Source organism: Streptomyces sp. KL116D (assembly GCF_030766975.1).
GTDB lineage: Bacteria > Actinomycetota > Actinomycetes > Streptomycetales > Streptomycetaceae > Streptomyces > Streptomyces longispororuber_A.
The window spans coordinates 12,657-33,613 of sequence record NZ_JASERH010000061.1 but is presented as its reverse complement, the minus strand read 5'-3'; the positions used below and the strand labels follow the sequence as shown (position 1 = coordinate 33,613).

The window sequence follows — 20,957 nt, the reverse complement described above, 5'->3', positions numbered from 1 at the left end:
GGGGTGCGCGGGTAATACGGAGCCGCGGGCTCCACGGATGGGTCGATCGGAGGAACCGGCCCGCGCCGCACGGCGGAGGGGTGTGTCACGCGGTCCCGTCGCTGTGGCGGCGGCTCGGCCCGGGGTCGCCGCTGCTGCCGGTCGCCCTGCGCACGTTCGTCGGCTGCGCGCTGGCCGGATACGCCTCGCTCGCCCTCGGTGTCGGACGCCCCTACTGGGCGCTGGTCACCGCCGCCTCGCTCTACCAGGCCAACGTCACCCTGACCTGGAGCCGCGGCGTCCAGCGCGTCGTCGGGAACCTGGCCGGGGTGCTCGTCTTCGCCGCCGTCGTCCCGTTCGCGCACACCGGCCACGCCGCCCTCATCGTCTGCGTCCTCGCCTTCAGCTTCGGCGCCGAGGCCCTCATCACCCGCAACTACTGGCTCGGCAGCCTGTGCGTGACGCCGATGGCGCTCCTCGTCACCGAGTTCGCCCGGTTCCAGGAGCCCGGCGAACTGATCACCGACCGGATCGTCGACACCCTCGTCGGCGCGCTCGTCGGGATCCTGGCCGCGGTCGCCGTCACCAACCGGCGCGCCGCCGACCACATCGAGCGGGCCCTCGCCGCGTGCGACTGCGCGCGGGAGGCGGCAGGCCGGGTCCTCGCCCTGCCCGCGCCGGGGCCCGCGGCACTGGAGACCGCCGGGCGCCGGCTGGCCGGGTCCCTCGTGGAGCTGCGGGCCGCCGCCGACACCGCGGCCGGCGAGTGGTGGCAGCGGGCCCTGCCGGAGGACCGGGTCCTCGCGGCCGAGCAGGCCGGACACCGTACGCTCGCGGCCACGGTGCGACGTCAGGCGGGCGTCGGCGAGACTGGGGAGAGGACGGGCGACCGGAGCGGCGCCCGAGGCTAGTCGCCCCGGCGGGCGACCTCGGCGAGGAAGGGCCGGTCAGGCAGGGATGAGCACGCAGCAAGGCGGGGCGGCAGCGCGGCCGCTCGACACCGTGTCGTCCGTCGTACGGCAGTGGCAGACCGTACGGCCCGACATCGACACCGGTCCGATGGAGATCATCGGGCGGATCAACCGGTGCGCCGCGCTGCTCCAGCAGGCCGAGGACGCGCCGCTGCGGCACGCCGGACTGACCCGGCCCGAGTTCGACCTGCTGGGCACGTTGCGGCGGACCGGGCGCGAGCTGACCCCCGGCGACCTGGCCCGCGAGACGTTCGCCTCCGGCGCGGCCGTCACCAAGCGGCTCAAGCAGCTCCAGGAGCGGGGCCTGGTCGCGCGGCGCGGCGACACCCGCGACCGCCGCGTGTCCCATCTGAGCCTCACGGACGAGGGCCGCGCCCTCGTCGACGACCTGCTGCCGAGCCAGCTGGCGTACGAGACATCGGTCCTCTCGGGCCTCACGAACGGCCGAGACGCCGAACTCAGCGCCCTGCTGGGCGACTTGCTCTCCCAGCTGGAGGGCCGACTGGGCGGCCCCAGAGCCTGACCCCCTCACGGGCACGGCCCCGACAGGCGCGCGGGGAACAGCGCGCCTAGCCACACACAAACCCGCACCCGGGAACCCGCGAGCCCCGATGCAGCGCACGCTCCCATAGGACCCCGCCAACGGCCCCGACAGGGGCGCGGGGAACTGCGCGCCCAGCCACGACGAACCCGCACCCGGCCTCCCGAACCCGCTTCCGCCGCATGCTCCAGCAAGGCCCAGCCAACGGTCACCAAAGGGGCGCGGGGAACTGCGCGACCAGCCACACACAAACCCGCACTCGGCATCCCGAACCCGCTTCCGCCGCACGCTCCAGCAAGGCCCAGCCAACGGTCACCAAGGGGGCGCGGGGAACTGCGCGCCCAGCCACGACGAACCCGCACCCGGCCTCCCAACCCGCTTCCGCCGCACGCTCCAGCAAGGCCCAGCCAACGGTCACCAAAGGGGCGCGGGGAACTGCGCGCCCAGCCACGACGAACCCGCACGCGACAACCCACACCCACCCGGCACACGCCGATCCGCACCCCCCGCGGAGCGGAGCTCACGGTTCCACCGACGCCTCCAACAGCCGCCGCGCCTCCGGCTCCACAAGATCCGCGTAGTACGCGAACAACGCCTCCCGCCCCAGCCGGCAGGCCGCTTCCGCGTCCCCCGAGCGGACAGCCCCCAGCACCGCACGGTGATGCTCGATCGACCGCGCCATCCACCCCGCCGCGTCCGCCGCCCCCGCGATCTTCTTCTCGATGACCGCGACCACCGCCTCGTGCACCGCGCGGGCGCACAACGCCAGCAACGAGTTGCCGCTGGCCTCGGCGACCGCCTGGTGGAAGCGGGCGTCGGCCTCGCTGAAGGCGTGCAGCTCGGCGGGTCCGAGCGCCGCCATCCGGTCGATCTCCTGCTGCATCCGCGCGAGGTCCTCCGCCGTGTGCAACCGCGCGGCGAGCCGGTTGCTCTCGGCGTCCAGCACCATGCGGAACTGCACCAGCTCACCGAGGCTCGCGACGCGCGAGCGGGTCAGCCGGCCGAGCGCCTGGCTCAGGTTGTCCGGCGACACGCCCAGCACCTCCGCGCCCAGCGGATCGCCGGGCCGCGACCGGATCAGGCCCGCCGACTGCAGCACCCGCAGCGCCTCCCGGACCGTGGAGCGGCCCACCCCGAACCGGGTGACGAGATCACGCTCGGCGGGCAGCCGGGAGCCGGGCGGCAGGTCCCCGTTGAGGATGCGCTCCTCTATCTGCTCCGCGACCCGCTGATACGCGCGGACCGGCTGCACCGGTCGGAAGAGAACGTCGTCGGATGTCATGTGCCTCTCCGGGTAAGGCCGGCGCGTCACCGCGCGGTGAATCCATGATCGGACCATTGACCTCGGCTCGAACGTGTGGGCACAGTACGGGAATTCACCTGGTCTGACCAGTCGACTGGCCTGGTGGGCGGTCGAGTTGGAGGTTCTATGCATGCCGGTGCACATCCGTCGACGACCGAGCCCGTGGTCGATGCCGACGCCGCCGTCGCCCTGACCCGTGACCTGGTCAGACTGCGAACGGTCAACGCCACGGGCGCCGTTGAGGTCGAACAGCCCGCCGCTGACCTCGTGCGGCGGCTCTTCGACGACTTCGGGTGGCCCTACGAGGTGACCGAGGTCGCGCCGGGCCGCCCCAACACCGTCGCCGTGGTGGAGGGCGGGGGAGGGCCGGGTCCCACCCTGATGTTCGAGGGGCACGTCGACGTCGTGACCGAGGGCGACCCCGGGGACTGGACCGTCGACCCGTACGGCGGCGAGATCCGCGACGGGAAGCTGTGGGGCCGCGGCGCCGCCGACATGAAGTCCGGTGTGGCGGCCATGATCCACGGAGTCCGGGCGCTGCAGCTGGCCGGCCCGTTCCCCGGCCGGATCGTCGTCGGCGTGCTGTGCGACGAGGAAGGGCTGATGCTCGGCGCCAAGGCGTTCGCGGCGTCCCCGCTCGCCCGTGAGGTGGACGGAGTGATCGTCTGCGAGCCGGAGGGCTACGAGGTGTGCACCTCGGCGCGGGGCGGCATCCGGCTCCGGCTCGATCTACACGGCGTGATGGCCCACGGAGCGATGCCGCAGGAGGGGCGCAGCCCCATCGTCGCCGGCGCACGCGTCGTCACCGCGCTCGACACCGCGCAGACGTGGGCGCACGAGCGGTACGGCACGCATCCGCACGCGGGCCGGGTCACGGTCACCCCGACCGTGCTGCTCGGCGGCGACCCCGACCAGCTGAACGTCATCCCCGCGCACGCCGTGGTCGGCGTCGACGTGCGCACCGTCCCGGGCACCGACCACCCCGAACTCATCGCCCGCATCGAGGAGTCGGCGCGCCGCGCGGCGGCGACGGTCGGCGTGGGCGTCACGGTCACCGTCGTCGACGACCGGCCCGCCATCGAGATCCCCGCGGACCACCCGGTCGTCACCGCCCTGGTCGGCGCCCATACCCAAGTGCACGGCGAGGCCCCGCCGTTCGGCGCCGTACCGGGCACCACGGACGGCACCATCCTCACCCGCGACGCGGGCCTGCCCACGGTCGTCTACGGGCCGGGCGGCAAGTGGATCGCCCACCAGAAGGACGAGTTCGTGGAGGTCCGCGAGATCGGCGAGTACGCCCGCGTCTACGCGGCCGCCGCCCGTGCCTTCCTGACCGGCGGTGCGTGGTGACGCGGGCCCAGCCGGCCGCGGCCCGGACCGCGCCCGAGGTGCCGGACGGGCTGCCCGTCGGCCCCGGCTGGCTGCCCGTCGCCGCCCACCACCCCGTCACCTTCCCCTACGACGGCGGCACCGTCGCCGACGCGCCCGTCGGGGACGCCGCCCTGGCCGGGGCCGCCGTCGCGCACGCCGTCGGTGTGCGCTCGGACGTCGCCGCGCTGCCCGCCCATCTGCGCCGCCGGGTCCTCGCCGACGTCGCGGACGCCGTGGACGCGGTGGCGGGCCGGATGGCGGAGCTGCTCGTCCTGGAGACCGGCAAGCCGCGCGTCGACTGCGACGTGGAAGTGCGAAGGACCGTGGGCACCTGGCGGGCGGCCGCCGACGAGGTGTCGCAACTGCGGGGCGAGACCGTGCCGTTGGACGCGCAGGAATCCGGCGAAGGGCTGCTCGGGTTCTGGACGCGGCGCCCGGTCGGCGTCGTCGTCGGCATCGCCGGGTTCAACTACCCGGTGCTCCTCGCCTCCCACAAGATCGCCCCCGCCCTCGCGGCGGGCTGCCCGATCGTCCTCAAGCCCGCCCCCGCGACCCCGCTGGCCACCCTCTGGCTCGTCCACCTGGTGCGCGAGCGGCTGGCCGCGGCCGGGGCGCCCGCCGCCGCGGTGCAGCTCGTCACCGGCGACGTGGAGGTGGGCCGGACCCTCACCACCCACCCGGACGTCGCCGCCGTCTCCTTCACCGGCTCCGCCGCCGTCGGCCACGCCATCGCCCGGGACGCCGCGCCCCGCAAGGTCGTCCTGGAACTCGGATCGAACGCCGCGCTCGTCGTGGCCGCCGACGCCGACCTGGACGCCGCCGCCGACGCGGTGGTCCGCGGCGGCCTCTACGCCAGCGGACAGGCCTGCATCTCGGTGCAGCGCGTCGTCGCCGTCGCGGACGTCGCCGACGAACTGAGGCGCAGGATCCTCGCGCGCGTCGCGTCCGTCCCCGTCGGGGACCCGCGCGACCCCGCCACCCGGGTCTCCGCCCTGATCGACGAGGCCGCCACCGTCCGCGTACTGAAGTGGATCGACGAGGCGCGGGCGGCCGGGGCGCGGCTCCTGGCCGGCGGGACGCGCGCGCCCGGCGAGCCGAGCTGCGTCGCCCCGACGGTCCTCGAAGACGTCCCCGACGGCCAACCCGTATGGGCGGAGGAGGTGTTCGGGCCCGTCGTGTGCCTGCGCACCGTGCCCGACCTCGACACGGCGTACGCCGTCGTCAACGCCAGCCGATACGGCCTGCACGCCGCCGTGCACACCAGGGACCTGCGGACCGCCCTCGCCGCGATCGACGCCCTCGACGTGGGCGGCGTCGTCGTCAACGACGTGCCCGGCTACCGCAGCGACATCGCCCCGTACGGCGGCGTCAAGGACTCCGGCATCGGCCGCGAGGGACCGCGCTTCGCCATCGACGAGCTGACCGTGACCCGCATGGCCGTCATCCGGCCCTGACCCGCCCGAGGTGTCAACTCATGGACTACACCCGTCTGTTCAGGCTCGACGGGCGGCGCGTCGCCGTCGTCGGCGGTGCGAGCGGCATCGGCCGCGAAGTGGTGTGCGCGCTCGTCGCCCAGGGCGCCGACGTCGTCGTCGCCGACCGGGACGAGAAGGGGGCCGGGGAGACCGTCCGGCTCGCCGGCGCCGGGTCCGTGTGCCCCCTCGACGTCCTGGACGCCGACGCCACCCGCACCGCCGTCGAGGGCTGGGGCCCGCTCGACGGACTCGTCGTCACCGTCGGCGCCAACGTGCGCAAGCGCATCGCCGACTACACCCTCGACGAGTTCGACCGCGTCATCGCCCTCAACCTGCGCTCCTACCTCACCCTCGTCCAGGCCGTCGCCCCCGGCATGGCCGAACGCGGCCGCGGCAGCGTCGTCGGGTTCGCGTCCATGCGGGCCTTCCAGGTGGAGCCCGGCCAGGGCGCGTACGCCGCGTCGAAGGCCGGACTCGTCCAGCTGCTGCGCACCGCGGCCGCCGAATGGGGCCCCCAGGGCGTCCGCTTCAACGCCGTCGCGCCCGGCGTCGTCCGCACCCCCCTCACCGACCAGATCGCCGCCGACCCCGCCTGGTACGACGCGTACGCACAGGCCTCCGCCCTCAAGCGCTGGGCCCGCGCCGACGAACTCGCCGGTGCCGCCGCCTACTTGGTGTCCGACGCGGCGACGTACGTCACCGGCACCGTGCTCACCGTCGACGGCGGCTGGACCGCGGTCGACGGCCGCTACGACCCGGCCCTGTAACCCTCACGCCCCACCCACCCCCCACGCCCCCGACCGAGCTTCCCGCCCGGCCCACAGACCTCCCCAGAAGGAGCGACATGTCCCGGCCTTCTCTGTGGCTGCTGCTCGTCCCCGTCCTCCTCTACGGCTCCGCGCCGTTCGTCGCCAACCGCATCGAACCCCGCATCCTCGGCGTCCCGTTCCTGATCGCCTGGATCCTCGCCGCGACCGTCGTCAGCCCGCTCGTCATCTGGCTCGCCGCCCGCCTCGACCCCGCCTACCGGACCGGCGCCGAGGAACCCATCCCGGCCGACGACCCGACTCCCGAAGGAGGCGCCCGGTGAACGGCTCCGCCGCGATCGCGACGACCGTCTTCGGTCTCGCCATGGTCGCCACCATCGGCATCGGCCTGCTCTCCGCCCGCGGCCGTTCCAAGGGCCTCGCCGAATGGTCCGTGTCCAGCCGCGGCCTCGGCGTGCTCTTCATCTGGCTGCTGATGGCGGGGGAGACCTACACGAGTTTCTCCTTCCTCGGCACGGCCGGCTGGTCGTACTCGTTCGGCGCCCCGATCCTCTACCTCGTCGCCTACCTGACCGTCGGCTTCGCCGTCGCCTACGTCGTCGGCCCCGCGCTGTGGACGTACGCGACCAGGCACCGGCTCATCTCCATCGCCGACATCGCCGAATTCCGGTTCAAATCAAGACCGTTGGGAATCCTCGTCGCCGTCGTCGCGACCGTGTTCATCGTCCCGTACATCCAGGTGCAGATTCAGGGCATGGGCGTCGTCGTCAACGCGATGACGTACGGGAGCGTCGACCTGCACGTCGCCGCCGTCATCTCGTTCGTCGTCGCCGAGGTGTTCATCCTCGTGTCGGGACTGCGCGGCTCGGCCTGGGTGAGCGCGCTCAAGGACGTCCTCGTCATCGGCGCCGTGGTCTTCCTCGCCGTCTACATCCCGATGCACTACCTGGGCGGCTTCGGCGACTTCATGACGAGGATGGTCACCGAGCGGCCCGAGTGGCTGACGTTTCCCGGACACGAGTCCGGCGGCCGCAACGCGATGTGGTTCCTGAGCACCGTCGTCCTCAACGCCGTCACCATCACCATCTTCCCGACCACCGTCGCCGGCTATCTGAGCGCCAAGAGTCCCAACGCGCTGCGCCGCAACGCCCTGCTGCTGCCCTGGTACCAGCTGCTCCTGTTCATCCCGATGATCGTCGGGGCGACCGCGCTGTTCGTGCTGCCCACCCTCGGCAACCCCGACCTCGCCCTCTTCAGCCTCGTCACCGACTCGCTGCCCGCACCCGTCGTCGCCCTCATCGGGGTCGCCGGAGCGCTCTCCGCGATCGTGCCGATGAGCGTGTTCATGCTGTCGATCGGCACGCTCTGGGGCCGGACCGTCCTCGGCGGCGGCAACGGCTCCGACCCGCGCAGGCCCGCCCCCGTGGACGAGGGCGACGACGGCGTCCGCACCAAGCGGCTGTCCCAGGCCGTGTGCGTGGTCGCCGGACTGGTCGCCCTCGGCGGCAGCCTCTTCTACCCCAACACGCTCGTCGAACTGTCCGTGCTGTCCTACGAGGGACTGGCCCAGCTCGTCCCCGTCGTGCTGCTCGCCCTGTTCTGGCGCCGGATGACGGCCCGGGCCGCCGCCGCGGGCATGGTCGTCGGGCTCGCCGTGATGACCACGCTGTGGGCGAGCGACAACGACCCGTACCACGGCGTCAACGGCGGCATCATCGCGCTCGCCGCGAACCTCCTCGTGACCGCGGCCGTCACCTTCACGACGCCCACCTCCGGAACGGCCACCGTCCCCGCACCCCGCAAGCCCGCCCCCGCGACGGCGAAGGAGCACTGACCCGGCATGCCCGTGACGTACGACGACGAGACCGTTCCCGTCCTGCACCGCGCCGCCCACATCGTCGCCCAGCACGCCGACGGCCGCCCCGAACCGGAGATGCTCGCCGTCGCCGACGGCCGGATCCGGGCCACCGGCACCGTCGCCGCCCTGCGCGACCGGTTCCCCGGCGCCCCCGAGGCCGACCACGGCGACGCGACCCTGGTCCCCGGCCTGAACGACGCGCACATCCACCTCGCCATCGCGGCCGAGGACCTGCTCCACCTCGACCTGTCCGCGGCGGCCGTGGCCGGAACCGGAGGACTGCTGTCCGCCGTCGCCGCCGAGGCCGCCCGCGCCCCCGCCGGATCCTGGGTGCGCGGCAGCCGCTACGACGACGTGAAGACCGGCCGCGTCACCCGCACCGCACTCGACCATGCCGCACCCGGCCACCCCGTCCTCGTCGTGCACGTCGCCGGACACTGGGGCGTCGCCAACTCCGCCGCCCTGCGCGCGCTCGGCGTCGACGAGGACACCCCCGACCCGGACGGCGGCGCCTACGGCCGCGACGACACCGGGCGGCTCGACGGCCGGCTCGTCGAACGAGCCCTGATGAACGTCGTCTACCCGGCGACCGCCCGCGGCGCCACCGCCCTCCCGCCGAGCACGGCCGACGACCGGCTGCGCGGCCTCCTGCGCGCACAGGAGCTGTGGCACGCCGCGGGCCTGACCTCCGTGTGCGACGCGCTCATCGCACCGGACGACATCGCCCTGCTCCAACGCGCCCGCACCCAGGACCAGTTGACGCTCCGCGTCGGCATGCTGCTCTCCATCGACCACTACGAGAAGGCGCGGGCGCTCGGCGTCGGCAGCGGCTTCGGCGACGATCTGCTGCGGCTCGTCGGCGTCAAGGCGTTCCTCGACGGCGCCGTCGGCGGCCGCACCTGCCTCCTCAGCGAGCCGTTCGCCGACCACGGGGGACACGGCCTGCAGACGACCCCGACCGAGGAACTGTTCGCGCACGTGCGCACCGTGCACGGCGACGGCAACCGGATCGGCGTGCACGCCAACGGCGACGCGGCGATCCGGCTCGTCCTCGACGCGTTCGAGGAGGCGTCCCGCGACCTGCCGCGCCCCGGCCTGCGCCACCGCATCGAGCACTGCAGCGTCGTCGACGACGGGATCCTCGCCCGGATGCGCCGACTGGGCGCGATCGCCGTGCCGTTCGCCGGCTACGCCGCCTACCACGGAGGCGCGCTGAACGACTGGTACGGGCCCGAGCGCGTGGACCGGATGTTCGCCCACCGCTCGTTCCTCGACGCCGGCGTCACCGTCGCCGGCTCCTCCGACTACCCGTGCGGCCCCTACCAGCCGCTGCTCGGCCTCCAGTCGATGGTCACCCGCACCGGCGTCGACGACGGCATCGCCGCCGGACCCGCCCAGGCCGTCACCGCCGCCGAGGCGCTGCGCGTCTTCACGCTCGGCTCGGCCGAGGCGGAGGGCACGGAGACCCACAAGGGACGCCTCGCGGCGGGGCAGTTGGCGGACTTCGTCGTGCTCGGCGACAACCCCCTCACCACCGACCCGTTCGGCATCGCCGCCATCCCCGTCCGCGCCACCTACGTCGGCGGCCGGCGCGTGCACGGGACGGGGGAGTGACCGTGCCCGAGCGCACCACGTACGAAGTGCCCGGCCTGACCGCCCCCGTCGAGATCCTCCTCGACCCCTGGGGCGTCCCCCACCTGTACGCCGCAGGGGCCGACGACCTGTTCCGCGCGCAGGGGTTCAACGCCGCCCGCGACCGCCTCTTCCAGCTCGACCTGTGGCGACGGCGCGGACTCGGCCTGCTCGCCGAGGTGTTCGGGCCCGCCTACGTCGAACACGACCGCGCCGCCCGGCTGTTCCTCTACCGCGGCGACATGACCGAGGAGTGGCGGGCCTACGGCGAGGACGTCGAGCGGGCGACGACCGCGTTCGTCGCCGGGATCAACGCGTACGTCGACCTGTGCCGCTCGGGCGGCGCCGTACCGCCGCCCGAATTCGGCCTGTTGGGATACGAGCCCGCGCACTGGGACCCGTCCGACGTCGCCCGCGTCCGCAGCCACGGACTCCAGTACAACCTGCGCGACGAGGTCGCCCGCGCCCTCACCCTCCGCGAGCACGGCCCGGCCGCCGAGGACCTGCGCCGCCGCCGCGAACCCGCCCCGCACACCCTGCGCGTCCCCGAAGGGCTCGACCTCTCCGTCATCCCCGACGACGTCCTGCGCGACTACGACCTGGCCACCACCCCGCCCTGGGCGACCGCGGCACCGCGCCAGGGCCTCGACGGCTCCAACAACTGGGTCGTCGCCCCGTCCCGCACCGCCACCGGACGCCCCCTCCTCGCCAACGACCCGCACCGCGCCGTCACCCTGCCCTCGCTGCGCTACCTCGCCCACCTCAGCGCCCCCGGCCTCGACGTCGTCGGCGCGGGCGAACCCGCCCTGCCCGGCCTGTCCATCGGCCACAACGGACACCTCGCGTTCGGCCTGACGATCTTCCCGATCGACCAGGAGGACCTGTACGTCTACGAGACCCGCCCCGACGACCCCTACGCGTACCGCTACCGCGACGGCTGGGAACCGATGACCCGCGTCACCGAGATCATCCCGGTCAGGGGAGCGGAGCCCGTGGAGACCGAGCTGACGTTCACCCGGCACGGCCCCGTCATCCGCCGGCTACCCGAGAAACACGCCGCGTTCGCGGTGCGCGCCGCCTGGCTCGGCCCCGGCATGGCGCCCTACCTCGGCAGCATGGACTACATGCGGGCGAAGGACCCCGACGCGTTCGTCACCGCGCTGCGCCGCTGGGGCGCCCCCGGCGAGAACCAGGTGTACGCCGCCCCCGACGGCACCATCGGCTGGCGTCCCGCCGGACGCGTCCCCGTACGGCCCGGCTGGGACGGCACCCTGCCGGTCCCCGGCGACGGACGCTACGAATGGGACGGCTTCCTCGACCTCGACGACCTGCCCTCCCGCCGCAACCCGGAACAGGGCTGGTTCGCCACCGCCAACGAGATGAACCTGCCGCTCGACCACGACAACGACCGGCACACCGTCACGTACGACTGGTACGCCCCCACCCGCCACGACCGCATCGCCGAGGCGCTCGCCGCCCGCGACGACTGGACCGTACGGGACTGCGTCCGGCTGCAGACCGACACTGTGAGCCTGCCCGCACGCCGGATCGTCCCGCTGCTCGACCAGGTCGAGGACGTCGAGGAGAGCGAACTCGCGTTCGCCATCGGCCTGTTGAGGAACTGGGACGCCACGCTCGCGGCCGGCTCGGCCGCCGCCGCGCTCTTCGAGATCTGGTACCGGCGGCACCTGCGGCCCGCCCTCTACACGCAGGCGTTCGGCGGCCCCGTGCCGCCCCGCGTCCTGCCCGCCGAGGACGCCTCCGCCGACGCCCGCGTCGACCTGGAACTCGTCGACCGCGGCCTGGCCACTCCCGAGCTGCTCGGCACGACGCTGCGCGCCGCCTTCGCCGAGTGCGAGGACCTGCTCGGCCCGGACCCGGACACCTGGACGTGGGGCGCCCTGCACCGCGCCCACCTCGTCCACCCGGCGGCCGCCCTGCTCGACGCGGCCGGCGGCGCGCCCGCGCCCGCCTGGACCGAGGTCGGACCCGCCGCGCGCGGCGGCAGCGGGGACACCGTCGGCGCGGCGGCCTACGGCGGCGACTTCCGGCAGACCGCCGGAGCCACCTTCCGGCTCGTCGTCGACGTCGGCTCCTGGGACGAGTCCCTGGCCATGAACGCACCCGGCCAGTCCGGCGATCCGCGCAGCGAGCACTACGCCGACCTGTTCGAGGAGTGGGCCGCGGACGGCGCCTTCCCGCTGCTCTACAGCCGCGAGCAGGTCGAGAAGCACGCCGTGCGCACGATCACCCTGGCGCCGCCTGGTTGACGCGACTGCGTGGTCGGCGGGACCGCCTAGTTGACGGGGCTGATGGGCAGTTCGGGCTTCTGCGGCGCCATCGAGCGGCCCGCCACCGCCGCCGCCACCGCCGCGTGGATCTCCTCCGGCGACAGATACGCGTCGGTCATCTCGAAGTCCTTGAGCGTGGCCGGCCGGTTGCGCTGGAACCCGGTGCGGACGAAGTCGTCGCCGGCCACCGCGTTCAGCCCCCAGTTCGCGGCCGTGCGGAAGCGGGCCGTGAACGTCCGCAGCGCGCCCAGGTGGTAGCCGCGCGCCACGATCTGGGCGGGCAGCCCGGTCAGCTGCACCCCCATCGGCTTCGACACGGCCTGGATGCCGCCCAGGTCGACGACGAGCCCGAGGTCCTTGTGGCGGTACGGGGCGAGCGGTGTGCCCCGCACGGCCGCCAGCACGTTCCGGGCCGCCGCCCAGCCCTGCCGCATCGCGTGCTGCGCCGTCGGCGGGCAGATCGCGTCACCGCCCTTGACGACGTCCGGCACGGCGGCCGCGTCCCCGAGCGCGTACACGCCGTCGAGGCCCGGCACGGTCAGCTCGGGGGTGACGACGAGCCGCCCGCGGTTCGTCTCCGCGTCCAGCGTCGCGATCAGCGGGCTCGGCGCGACACCGGCCGTCCAGATCAGCGTGTGGCAGGGCAGCTCCCGGCCGTCGGTCAGCGTCACGGTGTCCTCGGTGGCCTTCGCCACGGACACCCCCAGCGACACGTGCAGCCCGCGCCGCTGCAGGATCGCCATCGCCTTGTCGCCGAGCCGGTCACCCAACTCCGGCATCAGCTTCGGCGCCACGTCGACCAGGTGCCACTTGATCCCGGCCGGATCGAGCCCCGGATAGCGCTTCACCGCGGACGTCGTGAGCCGCTGCAGGTACGCGGCCGTCTCCGTGCCCGCGTAGCCGCCGCCGACCACCACGAACTGCAGCCGGGCCTCGCGCTCGGCCGGGTCGGAACTGGCCGCCGCCAGGTCGAGCTGCGAGATCACGTGGTCCCGGATCCAGGCCGCCTCGGCCAGCGTCTTCACGCCCACCGCGTGCTGGTCGACACCCGGGATGTCGAACTGGCGGGTGACGCTGCCGGGGGTGAGCACCAGATGGTCGTAGCGCTCCACGACGGTCTCGCCGTTGATCTTCCGGACGACGACGGCCTTCGCCTCCGGGTCGACGCCGACCGCGCCGCCCGGCACGATCGACGTGCGCCGCAGCATCCTGCGCAGCGGCACCGCCACCGACTGAGGCGTCAGGACGCCCGACGCGACGTGCGGCAGCAGCGGCAGGTACAGCTGATGGTCCATGGGGCTGATGAGCTTGAGCACGGCCTCACCGGGCTTGAGCTCCTTCTCCAGCTTGTGCGCGCACTCCATCCCGGCGAACCCGCCGCCGACGATCAGGATCCGCGGCACGGTGGAGGAGCGGGGAGCGTTCGTGTTCCGGGGAGCGGTCATCTCGGATCTCTCCTGGGCTTCCTGGGGTGCATGGGTGCTGTCAGGTGAGCGTTGCCGGTCATACGTATCCGGATCGGCGCCGCCGAATCCCCGGACTCAGCGCCATCCTCCGACGAGCGGTACGTCGCCGCACGTCAGCGTGGTCCGCCGGTCAGATTCCCGGCCGTTATCTGATGGGGTGATCGGCGGGGTCTGCCATCCGCCTATGCGTGCGCACGGACGAAACCACGTCGCCGACACGTCAACGGGAGGCGAACGAGAGATCCGCAAGGGCCATCAACGCGAGGATCATCGGGGAGGCGGAAGATCTTGATGTCTGGGCTCCGAAGACTACGCCGATTGAGCGTCTGGCTCTGGGGGAGTGGCTACGGGGACGCTTCGACGTGATCCTCTGGTGGCGCCTCGACCGGACCGTTCGATCGATGGCGGACATGCACGAGCCGGCCAGGTGGGCGCGCGGGTATCGCACGATGCTTGTGTTCGCCGAAGGGCCCGGCGGGATGCTCACGCTGGACTTCCGTAATCCCCTCGACCCGATTGCCGAGATCATGGTGACGCTTCTGGCCTTTTGCGGCGCAGATGGAAGCGCAAGCCATCCGGGAGAGGGTGCAGGGCTGAAGCCATCCGAAGCATGCCGCTACGGTGAGGGAGGCTCGTGCCCCACACCCCTACATGCCGGCGCCCATGCCCCCATGCCCGATGGGGCGGGGAAGACTCTTGTGCCAGACCCGGATGCGGTGAAGGTAGTCGAGAAGATCATTAGGTATCTGCTGGAGGACGGGAACGCTAACCCGACATCGATCGCAGTCGCTCTCCATAGCGGAAAGTCGCGCATTCCCAGCTCTCGGGACCACTGGGCGAATAAGCAAGGACGCGAGAACGGCGGAAAGACGGGCGGGCGCCAGGCCGTCGACATGGCGGTGTTGGCGTAGAGCGCTAAGAAGACGGGAGAACGACCTTGAACGCAGGCGCTTCTGTGTCCTGCGCGTCGTAGAACGACACCGTGCCGCCCTTGGAGCCGGCGTCGAGGATGACGCTTCCTGTGACGCCCTGACCCGGCTTGTACGTCGTACTGAGGCGCGCAAGATCGTTCGTGCTGCCCAGCGTCGATGCACTTTGCTCCGCGACTTTGTCGCTCTCCCACGTGACGCTCACGGCGGAGAACTCGCCTTCCGTCTTGCCTGTGTTCATCACGGTGAGGCGGAGGCGGAGAAACTGCCCGTTGTCGCCCGTGGCCGTGAAGTCCTCGTCCGTCGGCTTGTCGATGTACTCGACTCCGTCTACTGCAACGGTCAACGCCGTTGCGCCGCTCTTGAACATCGTCCTTCCGCCAGGTAGGACGGACGGGATGCCGTCGTCCGGGGGCCCGTCAGCCTTCTTCGCCTGGCCCATCTCTATGTCCGACGTGGACGCCGTAGGCACCTTCTGCGGCGCGTCCTTGGCGTCTGGCTCCGCATCGCTGGAGCAGCCGCTCAGTACGGCGACGAGGACGGCAGGAACGGCCAGTAAAGCGGCGCGACGACGGTACGTGCTCACAGCAACCCCCACGAATACGCGGCCTCCCCGACCGCAGAAGCCACAGAGTAAGGCACACGCGTACGGCCTGCCCTCTACAGCGAGGGCGCACAGTGCGGCTTGCCCGGTACTGACGTGGATCACACCGTCCCTGGAGAACGACCACAGGCACGCGAACCTGCGGCTCCTGTGCGGCTGGCACCATAGGCACAAGAGCAGTAGCGAAGGCGGCACAGCAGCCGCCCTCACAGCCCGACCTACGGCCACACACCCGGCGCTGGAGGACCAGCCCCGCATCGCGCGGATGATGGCTGCGGTTTACGCCGGTGTGGTGTTGCGGGTGCGTCGCAGGATCACCACGCAGTCCATAGTGTGGCGGACGGCAAGGGGCCCGCGGGCCGTCGCGGGAGGACGAGGTCATGGCGAACTCAGCGCTCGCTGGGCGGCGTTGATGACATTGTGTGCGTCGGCGCCGTACACCGCGGACTCCTGGAGTGTGGCCCACACGCGCTCGTACGTCGCGATGGTGTCGGCGTCCTCTATCCACAACTCGGAGTGCCACGTCTCCGTGACAACCTGCCGATCGTCGTAGATCCAGAATCCTGGCCCCGGCGGCAGCTTCAGCGACGCGCCGAACGGCACGATGCCCAACTCCACCGTGTCCAGGCCGATCACGTTGTAGAGCCTGTCGAGCTGCGCGGCGAGTACGGCCGGCGGGCAGACGAGGGAGCGGAGGACGCTTTCCCCGAGGACGATCCGGTACCGGCGCTGTCCGCTGTAGAGGAGCTCTTGACGCCTCATGCGTGCCCGGACGGCTTCCTCGATGTCCTTGGGGGACCGGTGGAGCTCGCTGAAGCGCGTGAAGATGGATCGCGCGTAGTCAGGAGTCTGGAGGATGCCGACGACCCATGACGACTCCCACGCGCGCAGGAGCGCCGCGTCTGCCTGAGCGGTGTTGTGGGCCTCCTGCGGGGCGCGGTGTCCCGCAGCCAACTGCCGACGCCACGACCGGATGTGGGACTCGAACCCTGCGAGCCGGGCGCGTAGCTCGTCGAAGGTCTCAGGGTGCCCGGTCGCGTCGGCCCATGCGCGGAGATCGTCAGGAGTAGCAGTCTGACGCCCGTTCTCCAGCTTGGAGACTTTGGGCGCCGACCACCCGAGTCGCTGTGCAAGTTGTGCCCCGGTGAGATGGCCCGCGGGATGGCTGAAGCGGAGTTCTCGGAGCCGTCGCCCCAAAGCCTCGCGGGCTTGCTGATAGTCAGTGCTCACCGATCACGCTCGTCTAGCCGTCGGACGCCAGAAAGTCCGCGTACGGCAAAGCGTAGTGCTGTGCGACGTCGCGGAGTTGGACGTACCGCGCCACTCGTGCCGGCTCTGTGATGAGCTCCGCGCTGACGAAGTTGTCGTCCGCGTCGAAGTTGAGCAGGGCGACGAGGCGGGAGTCAAAGATCCAGAAGTCCTCGTCCCCGAGGAGCTCCCGCTCCGCCTCGTCGCGCCGGAGGTTGCGGATGTCCTCCCCGAGCGCCGTGTTCTTCTCTGCATGCGCGAGAAGGTAGCGCTGACCGACGGTCGCCGGGGAGTCGATGATGCGCACGCGCCCAACACGAGCCCCCGTGCTCACCTTCTCGCTGATCGTCTGGCACCACGAGGACGAGTAGTCCCACGCCGGCCGCTCGCCTGCGACGAACTGTGCATAGGTGGAGGTCTCTTCATCCGATGTGTACCGCCTCCGCGTCTCCAGGCGCCACGAGGTGTACTTGAAGTTCTCGAAGAGCCGGCCGAAGGCGTGGAGATCGATGATGCTCGGCGACTCGTCGCGGGGCCCGAAGTCGGCGAGCGTGTTCCGCGGAACGACGATCGCAACCTCTCCTTCGTCCAGATGCTTCAACTGGGCAACGTCTGCCGGATCTTGAAGCGGTGGTCCGTGGACGATGACCTCCCCCGATTCCAGATCCTCGTGCACTGCCGGGCATCCGCCCTCGCCCGATCCTGTGCCGTTGAAACGGAGACGTCGCGGCATGCTGAGTCCTCTCGCTCGATTCGGTGGTCTACAGGATCACGAGGCGACGATGCGGTAAGCCAGTGCCTACGGACACTGTTGTGAGAAAGACTGCGAAAGACAAGTGCCATTCTGCGAAATTTCGCGAAAGTGGGATAGCCGTGGTGGATGAGCCGCTCGTAGCGTTTCAGTCATGGTCAAAGTGAAGCCATCCGAAGCGGACGCACACGAGGTAACTGAGGCTCTTCGCGCGGCACTTGACGGGATTGGATTCGTGCTCCCTTCCCTCGGCGTCGACGCAGCGTCGTACGGCCCGGGGCTCGTGAACCTTGGAAGGGCTCGCGCTGGTACCGGCATAAGGCTTGCTGCCGCTATCCGCAGAGGGGGCGCTACAGCGTGAAGGCGGGGAAGTTCGAGACGGGGACATTGGTCGTCGACACGGCCCTAAAGAAGCTGGGGAAGGTGATGGGGAGCGAGGGCCCCTATGTCCAGCTCCGCGCCCCCGGAGGCGGACGGGAATGGGAGGCCGACCCGGAGTGTCTGCGACCTGCCGACGAGGATGAGCGGCTTCGGGCGAACGTCCTGGAGGCGCCGCTCGCATACGTTGAGGGGATGACCTGATGACGCGCTCAGTCATCCGCCCGGTGCGGTGGTACATCGGCCCCGACGTGCGTCCGGAGAGTCCGCGGAAACCGATCGTGGAAGTCAGCTGTACGTCCTGCCCGAAGACGTCCGGGGAGGTCGACATCGAGACGGACGCGCCGGAGGAGTGGGCGCTTCAGCACGTAGGTGGGAACCCGTCTCACACCGGGTACCGGTTCAACCTGACGTCGTTCTGGCATGCGGTCCCCATGGATGGAGCCGTCGTTGCTGTAGAGCCTCCGGAGGCGACGCCGTGAATGCCGACGAGGAGCGCCCCGTGTGCGGCGCCGAGGAGCAGGTCCCGAAGGGCATCGTCGACAGCTACCTAGCCGTCTGCGGCCGTGATCTGTCGCAGGTCGTCCTCCGCTGCGGTCGCATCCCGCGGCACCCACACCAATGGCATGCCGGCCGACTCCTCGACGTGGGCGAGATCCATTGGAAGTCTCTGCCCTCCTAGACCCGCGAGCCCGTCACCTGCATGACGGGAGCGCGGTGGGCGCCAGGGTCCCAGCGTCGCCGTTAGGGATGCGTAGGTACCCGTTCGTACTTGGTCTGACCTGCGGGTATCAGATCCCAGGCCGGTATCGGATCGGATGATCTGCCGGGATCTCGACGATAACAATTTCGGTACCGTCCGGATCCGCGATCCACATCTCGACCAGCCCCCACGGCTCCCGCACCGGCTCCCTGACCACCGGCACCCCGTGCGCCACCAGCTCGTCGCGGGCGGCCTGCGCGTCGGGCACCTGGAGCCAGAGGCGCAGGCCCGGCACCGGTGGCCGGTCGGCCCGTCCCGACACCTCCAGGAAGCCGCCGCCGAGGAAGTACACCGTGCCCCGCTCGGGACCCGTGCCGAACTCGCGGTACACGGCCAGCCCCAGCGCCTCGCCGTAGAAGGCCCGCGACCGCTCGGGGTCGACGGGACGGATCAGAACCCTGCTGCTCAGTACGTGAACCATGCCGCCGCAGAGTAGTGCGACCGGGTTAACCTCGACGGCGCCGACAGGCCCGAAACAGATGCGAGATCGGAGAGCCGCCCATGACCGCCGCCGCCCCCCTCACCTTCCGTGACGCCGTCACCGCCGACGCCGACGCGCTCGTCGCGCTCGTCGAGTCCGCGTACCGGGGGGACGACAGCCGGGCGGGCTGGACCACCGAGGCGGACATCCTGGAGGGCCAGCGCACCGACCCGCAGGGCGTCCTCGACGTCATCGAGAACCCCGGCAGCCGGCTCCTCACCGTCGAGCGCGACGGCACGATCGTCGCCTGCTGCCAGCTGGAGCACCGCGACGACCACGCCTACTTCGGCATGTTCGCGGTCAGCCCGGCCCTCCAGGGCGCCGGACTCGGCAAGGTGATCATCGCGGAGGCGGAGCGCTTCGTCCGCGAGACGTGGGGCGTGCGCGAGATGCACATGACCGTGATCTCCGTGCGCGAGGAACTCATCGCCTGGTACGAGCGCCGCGGCTACCGCCGTACGGGAAAGATGAGCCCCTTCCCGTACGGCGACGAGCGCTTCGGCATCCCGCAGCGCGACGACCTGCAGTTCGAGCTGCTGGTCAAGCCGCTGGGCTGAGCGTCAGGCCGTGAACCGGCCGGTGCGCTTGATCTCCGGGTAGTCGGTGGTCGCCCCGTCCAGGCCGAGCGCCCGCACGAGCCGCAGATCGTCCTGGGTGTTCACCACCCAGCCGATGATCCGCAGGTCCGCCTTGCGGGCGTGCTCGACGATCTCCTGGGTGAGCCGCCGGATGTTCAGCACGAGGGTCGTGGCGCCGACCGCCGTGGCCCGCTCGACGACGTCCGTGCCGTAGCGGCTCGCGACCAGGGCCGTACGGATCCCGGGCACCAGCCGGGCGATCTCCGCGACGGCCTCGTCGTGGAACGAGATCACCTCGACCCGGTGCACCAGATCGCGGCGCAGCAGCACCTCGGCGAGGGACCGCGCCGCCGCCGTGGTCTTGATCTCGGCCTGCAGCGGCGCGCTCACCGCGTCGACGACCTCCTCGAAGACCGGCACCCGCTCGCCGCGCCCCGCGTCGAGCGCGCGCAGCTCGGCGAGGGTCTTCTCGGCGATCGGCCCCTTGCCGTCCGTGGTGCGGTCCACGTCGGCGTCGTGCATGACGACGAGCGCGCCGTCCTTGCTGAGGTGCAGGTCGAGCTCGATGAGGTCGAGCCCGGCCCGCTCCGCTGCGACGAAGGACCGCAGGGTGTTCTCGGGTTCGACCCCCATGACTCCACGATGCCCGATGGTGAGGAAGTTCAAGATCGTCTCGCTTCCGTCGACTGCGGCTCGGCTGCCGCTCGTACGTCTACGCGACAGCCCTGGCAGCCTAACGGCCCGCCTCGGCGAAGGAACCGCTGCGACGCGGGTGACCGGAGTCGTCCGTTCTGGCGCCGACGACGCCCAGGAGGAGCCCGGTGATGACGGCGGCGACGAGGACGGCACGGGTGCTCACGGCTGACGCGCTCCGGACGGTACGGGGACGGGGACCCGCCCCGTCCTACCGCCCGGCCGCCGCGGGCGCCCGCCATGTCATCCGTCCGTGGGCGATTCCGGTGCGGGTTGACCCGGCTCCGTCGGCCCCGCCGGCAGCGCGTCCAGGTCGGCCAGCATGCCGCGCGCCAGCTCGACTTCGGCCAGCAGGTGCCGCTCGCTCCAGCGCAGCGCGATCTGCGGATGCGCCCACGCCTCCACGCCGTCCGCCCGCGCGAGCGCGTCCCGCACCTCCTTCAACTCGCCCTCGGCGTGCGCCACATGCTCCTCCACGAGGGCCCGCAGCCGGTCCGGCGCCGCGAGATGGCCGAGCCACACGCGCAGCACGACCGGGTGCCTGAGCGTCACGGCACCGGCGTCCCGCCCGCCCGCCGCCCAGCTCGCGAGCGCCGCCCGCCCCTCTTCCGTGATGGCGTACGTCCGCTTCGTGCGCGGCTCCTCGGGGCCCGAGCGCCGCGACGTGACGTGACCGAGCTCCTCCAGGCGGCGCAGCTCGGCGTAGATCTGGCTGAAGGCGGGCGCCCCGTAGAAGAACCGCAGCGACGCGTCCGCCCACTTCTTCAGCTCGTACCCGGTCCGCTCGCCGGGGAAGGAGAGGAGCCCCAGAACGGCCCAGGCGGTGGGCGGCAGTTGCGAGGTCGGCATGCGGCGCATTGAAGTGAGCGGCGGCCGTC

The 20,957-nt window shown here is 71.9% G+C and carries 20 protein-coding genes and 1 pseudogene; 12 read left to right on the top strand and 9 right to left on the bottom strand.

Going from position 1 to position 20,957, the window contains the following annotated elements:
• Window positions 1-101 precede the first annotated feature (101 nt).
• Window positions 102-890, top strand: a pseudogene (locus RBJ77_RS25260) (FUSC family protein); the annotation flags it as partial.
• Window positions 891-936: 46 nt separating this feature from the next.
• Window positions 937-1,473 (top strand): MarR family winged helix-turn-helix transcriptional regulator, encoded by a 537-nt coding sequence (locus RBJ77_RS25255; RefSeq protein ID WP_255974193.1) that lies wholly within the window; start codon window positions 937-939, stop codon window positions 1,471-1,473.
• Window positions 1,474-2,011: 538 nt separating this feature from the next.
• On the opposite strand, the gene RBJ77_RS25250 is transcribed toward RBJ77_RS25255, so the two are convergent.
• On the bottom strand, window positions 2,012-2,773 hold the full coding sequence (locus tag RBJ77_RS25250) for a FadR/GntR family transcriptional regulator (RefSeq protein ID WP_372347139.1): 762 nt from the start codon (window positions 2,771-2,773) through the stop codon (window positions 2,012-2,014).
• Window positions 2,774-2,956: 183 nt separating this feature from the next.
• On the opposite strand from RBJ77_RS25250, the gene RBJ77_RS25245 reads away from it, so the two are divergent.
• From RBJ77_RS25245 to RBJ77_RS25215, 7 genes are all read left to right on the top strand, one after another.
• Window positions 2,957-4,144 (top strand): M20 family metallopeptidase, encoded by a 1,188-nt coding sequence (locus RBJ77_RS25245; RefSeq protein ID WP_372347138.1) that lies wholly within the window; start codon window positions 2,957-2,959, stop codon window positions 4,142-4,144.
• Entirely contained in the window at window positions 4,141-5,619 is a 1,479-nt protein-coding gene (locus RBJ77_RS25240; protein ID WP_372347137.1) for an aldehyde dehydrogenase family protein, read from the top strand. Before RBJ77_RS25245 ends, RBJ77_RS25240 begins: the two co-directional genes overlap by 4 nt.
• Before the next feature lie 20 nt (window positions 5,620-5,639).
• On the top strand, window positions 5,640-6,407 hold the full coding sequence (locus RBJ77_RS25235; RefSeq protein ID WP_372347136.1) for an SDR family NAD(P)-dependent oxidoreductase: 768 nt from the start codon (window positions 5,640-5,642) through the stop codon (window positions 6,405-6,407).
• A 77-nt stretch (window positions 6,408-6,484) separates the two neighbouring features.
• Window positions 6,485-6,730, top strand: a complete 246-nt coding sequence (locus RBJ77_RS25230) for a DUF3311 domain-containing protein (RefSeq protein WP_372347135.1) — start codon at window positions 6,485-6,487, stop codon at window positions 6,728-6,730.
• On the top strand, window positions 6,727-8,241 hold the full coding sequence (locus tag RBJ77_RS25225; protein ID WP_372347134.1) for a sodium:solute symporter: 1,515 nt from the start codon (window positions 6,727-6,729) through the stop codon (window positions 8,239-8,241). The genes RBJ77_RS25230 and RBJ77_RS25225 overlap by 4 nt, the downstream gene beginning before the upstream one ends.
• 6 nt (window positions 8,242-8,247) lie before the next feature.
• On the top strand, window positions 8,248-9,879 hold the full coding sequence (locus RBJ77_RS25220) for an amidohydrolase (protein WP_372347133.1): 1,632 nt from the start codon (window positions 8,248-8,250) through the stop codon (window positions 9,877-9,879).
• 2 nt (window positions 9,880-9,881) lie between these two features.
• Window positions 9,882-12,167, top strand: coding sequence for a penicillin acylase family protein (locus RBJ77_RS25215; RefSeq protein WP_372347132.1), 2,286 nt, complete (start codon window positions 9,882-9,884; stop codon window positions 12,165-12,167).
• 26 nt (window positions 12,168-12,193) lie between these two features.
• Here RBJ77_RS25215 and RBJ77_RS25210 read toward each other — a convergent pair whose 3' ends face one another.
• A complete protein-coding gene (locus RBJ77_RS25210; protein WP_372347131.1) occupies window positions 12,194-13,633 on the bottom strand; it encodes an NAD(P)/FAD-dependent oxidoreductase in 1,440 nt (479 codons plus the stop codon).
• Window positions 13,634-13,842: 209 nt separating this feature from the next.
• Here RBJ77_RS25210 and RBJ77_RS25205 point away from each other — a divergent pair, with 209 nt between their 5' ends.
• Complete coding sequence (locus RBJ77_RS25205; RefSeq protein ID WP_372347130.1) at window positions 13,843-14,565, top strand: recombinase family protein; 723 nt, start codon at window positions 13,843-13,845, stop codon at window positions 14,563-14,565.
• 4 nt (window positions 14,566-14,569) lie between these two features.
• Here the strand turns inward: RBJ77_RS25205 and RBJ77_RS25200 are convergent, their stop codons facing one another.
• From RBJ77_RS25200 to RBJ77_RS25190, 3 genes are all read right to left on the bottom strand, one after another.
• Window positions 14,570-15,181, bottom strand: a complete 612-nt coding sequence (locus tag RBJ77_RS25200) for a hypothetical protein (RefSeq protein WP_372347129.1) — start codon at window positions 15,179-15,181, stop codon at window positions 14,570-14,572.
• Between the two features lie 384 nt (window positions 15,182-15,565).
• Window positions 15,566-16,417: a helix-turn-helix domain-containing protein gene (locus tag RBJ77_RS25195; RefSeq protein WP_372347128.1), complete on the bottom strand. Its 852-nt coding sequence runs from the start codon at window positions 16,415-16,417 to the stop codon at window positions 15,566-15,568.
• A 13-nt stretch (window positions 16,418-16,430) separates the two neighbouring features.
• Window positions 16,431-17,168 carry a DUF6879 family protein gene (locus RBJ77_RS25190; RefSeq protein WP_372347127.1) on the bottom strand — a complete coding sequence of 246 codons (738 nt, stop codon included), beginning with the start codon at window positions 17,166-17,168 and terminating at the stop codon, window positions 16,431-16,433.
• A 375-nt stretch (window positions 17,169-17,543) separates the two neighbouring features.
• Between RBJ77_RS25190 and RBJ77_RS25185 the strand changes: the two genes are divergently transcribed.
• Window positions 17,544-17,768, top strand: coding sequence for a hypothetical protein (locus RBJ77_RS25185; RefSeq protein ID WP_372347126.1), 225 nt, complete (start codon window positions 17,544-17,546; stop codon window positions 17,766-17,768).
• 587 nt (window positions 17,769-18,355) lie between these two features.
• Here the strand turns inward: RBJ77_RS25185 and RBJ77_RS25180 are convergent.
• Window positions 18,356-18,748, bottom strand: coding sequence for a VOC family protein (locus RBJ77_RS25180; RefSeq protein WP_372347125.1), 393 nt, complete (start codon window positions 18,746-18,748; stop codon window positions 18,356-18,358).
• Window positions 18,749-18,828: 80 nt separating this feature from the next.
• Here RBJ77_RS25180 and RBJ77_RS25175 point away from each other — a divergent pair, with 80 nt between their 5' ends.
• Entirely contained in the window at window positions 18,829-19,365 is a 537-nt protein-coding gene (locus tag RBJ77_RS25175) for a GNAT family N-acetyltransferase (protein WP_372347124.1), read from the top strand.
• A gap of 3 nt (window positions 19,366-19,368) precedes the next feature.
• Here the strand turns inward: RBJ77_RS25175 and RBJ77_RS25170 are convergent, their stop codons facing one another.
• The 3 genes from RBJ77_RS25170 to RBJ77_RS25160 form a co-directional block, all read right to left on the bottom strand.
• Complete coding sequence (locus tag RBJ77_RS25170; RefSeq protein WP_255982138.1) at window positions 19,369-20,052, bottom strand: glycerophosphodiester phosphodiesterase family protein; 684 nt, start codon at window positions 20,050-20,052, stop codon at window positions 19,369-19,371.
• Window positions 20,053-20,119: 67 nt separating this feature from the next.
• On the bottom strand, window positions 20,120-20,245 hold the full coding sequence (locus tag RBJ77_RS25165; RefSeq protein ID WP_372347123.1) for a hypothetical protein: 126 nt from the start codon (window positions 20,243-20,245) through the stop codon (window positions 20,120-20,122).
• A gap of 77 nt (window positions 20,246-20,322) precedes the next feature.
• Complete coding sequence (locus tag RBJ77_RS25160) at window positions 20,323-20,928, bottom strand: PadR family transcriptional regulator (RefSeq protein WP_372347122.1); 606 nt, start codon at window positions 20,926-20,928, stop codon at window positions 20,323-20,325.
• Window positions 20,929-20,957: the final 29 nt, after the last annotated feature.

What these genes read in the sequence shown, in the direction of transcription:
- RBJ77_RS25255 (WP_255974193.1), top strand. Translation starts at nt 937, where the DNA reads ATGAGCACGCAGCAAGGCGGGGCGGCAGCGCGGCCGCTCGACACCGTG.
- RBJ77_RS25235 (WP_372347136.1), top strand. Translation starts at nt 5,640, where the DNA reads ATGGACTACACCCGTCTGTTCAGGCTCGACGGGCGGCGCGTCGCCGTC.
- RBJ77_RS25220 (WP_372347133.1), top strand. Translation starts at nt 8,248, where the DNA reads ATGCCCGTGACGTACGACGACGAGACCGTTCCCGTCCTGCACCGCGCC.
- RBJ77_RS25175 (WP_372347124.1), top strand. Translation starts at nt 18,829, where the DNA reads ATGACCGCCGCCGCCCCCCTCACCTTCCGTGACGCCGTCACCGCCGAC.
- RBJ77_RS25160 (WP_372347122.1), bottom strand. Translation starts at nt 20,928, where the DNA reads ATGCCGACCTCGCAACTGCCGCCCACCGCCTGGGCCGTTCTGGGGCTC.
- RBJ77_RS25230 (WP_372347135.1), top strand. Translation starts at nt 6,485, where the DNA reads ATGTCCCGGCCTTCTCTGTGGCTGCTGCTCGTCCCCGTCCTCCTCTAC.
- RBJ77_RS25210 (WP_372347131.1), bottom strand. Translation starts at nt 13,633, where the DNA reads ATGACCGCTCCCCGGAACACGAACGCTCCCCGCTCCTCCACCGTGCCG.
- RBJ77_RS25250 (WP_372347139.1), bottom strand. Translation starts at nt 2,773, where the DNA reads ATGACATCCGACGACGTTCTCTTCCGACCGGTGCAGCCGGTCCGCGCG.
- RBJ77_RS25190 (WP_372347127.1), bottom strand. Translation starts at nt 17,168, where the DNA reads ATGCCGCGACGTCTCCGTTTCAACGGCACAGGATCGGGCGAGGGCGGA.
- RBJ77_RS25180 (WP_372347125.1), bottom strand. Translation starts at nt 18,748, where the DNA reads ATGGTTCACGTACTGAGCAGCAGGGTTCTGATCCGTCCCGTCGACCCC.